Source organism: Methanoculleus sp. MH98A, assembly GCF_000691865.1.
Classification (GTDB): domain Archaea; phylum Halobacteriota; class Methanomicrobia; order Methanomicrobiales; family Methanoculleaceae; genus Methanoculleus.
Genome location: NZ_JMIO01000113.1, coordinates 1 through 3,400 on the forward strand (window position 1 = coordinate 1; position 3,400 = coordinate 3,400).

The following is a 3,400-nucleotide window of genomic DNA, read 5'->3' on the forward strand; positions in this document are numbered from 1 at the left end:
CCCCTCTCGGGGATATCCCCACAAATCCGTGTCAGGGAAGATATCCGATGGCCCAACATGAGTGCCACAGGTGCGAGCACCGTTAAGCGCGACGTCGTGACAAAAACCCACCGTCCCACGTTCACCCGCACGACACCCCCCCGTCCTCCCTCAGCCGGAACTCCGGCTCGAACGAGCCGATCAGGTCGAGGTACTGCTCGACGGTGCGGGTAAAGAGGAAATTCTCCCGCACCCGGTCCCGCGCCGCGTTCCCGAGCCGGTCGCGGAGGTCCGGGTCGCGGAGCAGCCGGACAATCCTCTCCGCCGCCTCGTCGACGGACGAGACCAGGAACCCGCTCTCCCCGTCCTCTATCTGGTAGCGGATGCCGCCGACGTTCCCGCCGATCACCGCCGCGCCCTTCCACATCGCCTCCGATACCGTCAGCCCGAATCCCTCCCGGATGGACTTCTGCAGGACGACCGCCGCCCGCCGCTGGAGCGCGTTCACGAGCGCACCGTCCTGGACGCTTTTGACGATGATCCGCTCGTTCCTGTGGGCGAGGAGCGACCGGTAGACCTCCGCGCCCTCCGGGTCGTCGGTCGCGACGTTCCCGACAAGAACCAGGGTGCACTCCTCCTCCTTCCGGGCCTTCTGGAACGCCCGGATGACCCCTTCGGGGTCCTTCCAGCGGTCGAACCGGGAGATCTGCACAACGAGCGGAAGATCGGTCGGGATGCCGTAATGCTCGAGGCGCTCGTCGACGGCACTCTCGGAGAGGTCCTTGTTCACGATGGAGAAGGGATCGATCCCGGGCGTGAAGAAGACCTGCGGTTTCCCGAGATCCCGCCGGTACTCCCCGCAGGAGAGGACAACGGCGTCATACCGCTCGATGAACGGGACGAGGTAGTTCCAGACCTTCCGGTTCGGTGCGGTGAGGTCGAGGTGGCAGCGCCATACCCAGGGGCTCTTCTTCCGGTAATGGGTGATCAGCGGGAGCGGCTGCGGGTCGTGGATGAAGACCACGTCGTGGTCGAGGTGGTTTCGTATGGCGTTCTCGTGAATGACGCTCTCGTAGATCTCCTTCTTGCGGCCGGTCATGTTGATCGGCGCTCCCTGCAGCGCGTTATGAAACTTCTTCGTCACGCTGAAGAAGTCCGGGGGGCCGTGCACGACGCGCCACCCGGTCTGTATCCCGAGGCTGTTCATCAGGAGGGTCAGGGACGCGAGGATCTGCGAGACCCCGCCGCCGTAGTAGGTGGAGTTCATGTGCATGACGTGCATGTCACGGAGCGGCCGTGCTTTCTCTTTAATGCGGCGCACGGCCTCTTTGCCGATGTACCGCTCATAGTCGTCGATCGTGTGGATTGCGCTCATCCTGATCGCACCTCCCATTCTCGCGATCGTTCTTATGCGTAACGGCGGGGAAGCCCCGCCGCTCCCGGCGCCGTACCCTGCAGAACCGCCGGACGGACGCGGAGGGGAGGCGCGTTCCATACCTATATATGCTCCCGGCATAATGCTGACCGCCCGCCGCCGCCCGAACTGCGGGCCGTGCGGGCAGAAGGAGGCTGGACGTATGGAGCATGGGCCGGGTGCATATGGCCTGCCGGGCAGGCACGGGTCGTTCTGGATGGAGACTACCGCGGCGGAGACGCCGCATCCCCCGCTGCCGGGGAATCTGGAGACCGACGTGGCGGTCGTGGGCGGCGGCATCACCGGGATCACCACCGCCGTCCTGCTCAAACGGGCCGGTTACGCGGTCACCCTGCTTGAGGGGAACCGGATCTGTCACGGGGTGACCGGGCACACGACGGCGAAGGTCACGGCGCTCCACCGGCTGATCTACAAAGACCTCATCGACCGGTTCGGGGGCAGGCCAGCGCAGCAGTATGCCGAAGCGAACCAGGCGGCGATCGAGACGATAGCGTCTCTCGTCAGGGAGTACGGCATCGCCTGCGACTTCGCGAGAAAACCGGCCTGCACCTACGCTGAGACGGAAGAGGCCCGGGAGAAGGTCGCGGACGAGGCGGACGCGGCACGGAGTCTCGGGCTCCCGGCCGCGTTCACGGAGGAGATGGCGCTCCCGGCCCGGAGTTACGGCGCGGTGGTCTTCGAGAACCAGGCGCAGTTCCACCCGGTGAACTACCTCCTGCACCTGGCTTCGCTGATTCCCGGCGACGGGAGCCGGATCTACGAAAATACCCGGGCGCTCGAGGTGCAGGACGGCGGAGGGCGGTGCACGGTCAGGACGGCGTCGGGAACGGTCACGGCAGATACCGTGGTTCTCGCGACCCACTACCCCTTCTACGATGCTCCCGGGTTCTACTTCGCCCGGATGGAGCCGTCGCGCTCCTACGCGCTCGGCGTCCGGCTTGGCGAGCCCTTCCCCGAGGGGATGTTCATCAACGCCGATGGTCCCGCCCACTCCTGGCGGTCGCAGCCTGCCGGCGACGGCGGCGAACTCGTCATCGTCGGCGGCATGGAGCACCGGACCGGCGAGGACGTGGACACGCGGAGGCACTACCGCGACCTCGAGGCCTACGCCCGGTCGGTCTACCCGCTCCGGTCCGTCGACTACCGGTGGTCGGCGCAGGACTACATCACCGTCGACGGCGTCCCCTACATCGGCCCGCTCGCCGCCGGCCACGAGAACGTCTACATCGCGACCGGATTCAGGAAATGGGGAATGACCAACGGCACCGCGGCCGCGACAATCATCACCGATATGATCCGGGGGCGCGAAAACCCCCATGCGGAGGTCTACGCCCCCGACCGGTTCAAACCGGCGGCATCGGCCCGGCGGTTCCTCGCGCACAACATCGAGGTGGCCGAGAAGTACATCGGCGGCGCGATATCCCGGCCGGCCGGGGATCTCCGGGACGTCGCACCCGGCGAGGGGCGAGTCCTGATGATCGAGGGCAAGAAGGCCGGCGTCTTCCGGGACAAAAAAGGGCGGGTTCACGCGGTCAACCCCACCTGCACCCATCTCGGGTGCGTCGCCGCGTGGAACAGCGCCGAAGAGACCTGGGACTGCCCCTGTCACGGCTCCCGGTTCGATGCCGACGGGAAGGTGATCCACGGGCCGGCGGTGAAGGATCTCAAGCCGCGGGAGGGGTGAGAGGGTTGAAGGGAACCGAGATATGATGGACGAGTTGTCCAGAACATGATCTTCTAGAGGGTGTGGGAGGTGAGACCGCACCCGCGCCGGTGGCACTCATATGTGACCTTCGGGTTTGCTTGGCACGGATTTCGTGGGAATATCCCCCTAGGGGAGGGGCTGACGGGGAGTGCGATGGGCGGAACGCGACTGGCCGGAGGGTAGGAGCGTGAGCACCGTTAGGTGCGAACGCCCGGAGCTCGACCACCGTCAGGTGGGGAGGGGGGCTCACCCCCCTCGAAACTCTTCGAGTTTCTCATGCT

The 3,400-nt window shown here is 66.1% G+C and carries 2 protein-coding genes; one reads left to right on the forward strand and one right to left on the reverse strand.

Going from position 1 to position 3,400, the window contains the following annotated elements:
* Nucleotides 1–121: 121 nt before the first annotated feature.
* Nucleotides 122–1,354 carry a glycosyltransferase gene (locus tag EI28_RS11575; protein ID WP_048115007.1) on the reverse strand — a complete coding sequence of 411 codons (1,233 nt, stop codon included), beginning with the start codon at nucleotides 1,352–1,354 and terminating at the stop codon, nucleotides 122–124.
* A gap of 202 nt (nucleotides 1,355–1,556) precedes the next feature.
* Here EI28_RS11575 and EI28_RS11580 point away from each other — a divergent pair, with 202 nt between their 5' ends.
* Nucleotides 1,557–3,098 (forward strand): FAD-dependent oxidoreductase, encoded by a 1,542-nt coding sequence (locus EI28_RS11580; protein WP_048115005.1) that lies wholly within the window; start codon nucleotides 1,557–1,559, stop codon nucleotides 3,096–3,098.
* The last annotated feature ends 302 nt before the right edge of the window (nucleotides 3,099–3,400 follow it).

Bases quoted from the DNA above. Each gene is read 5' to 3' on its own strand.
- EI28_RS11575 (WP_048115007.1), bottom strand. From the start codon at position 1,354: ATGAGCGCAATCCACACGATCGACGACTATGAGCGGTACATCGGCAAA.
- EI28_RS11580 (WP_048115005.1), top strand. From the start codon at position 1,557: ATGGAGCATGGGCCGGGTGCATATGGCCTGCCGGGCAGGCACGGGTCG.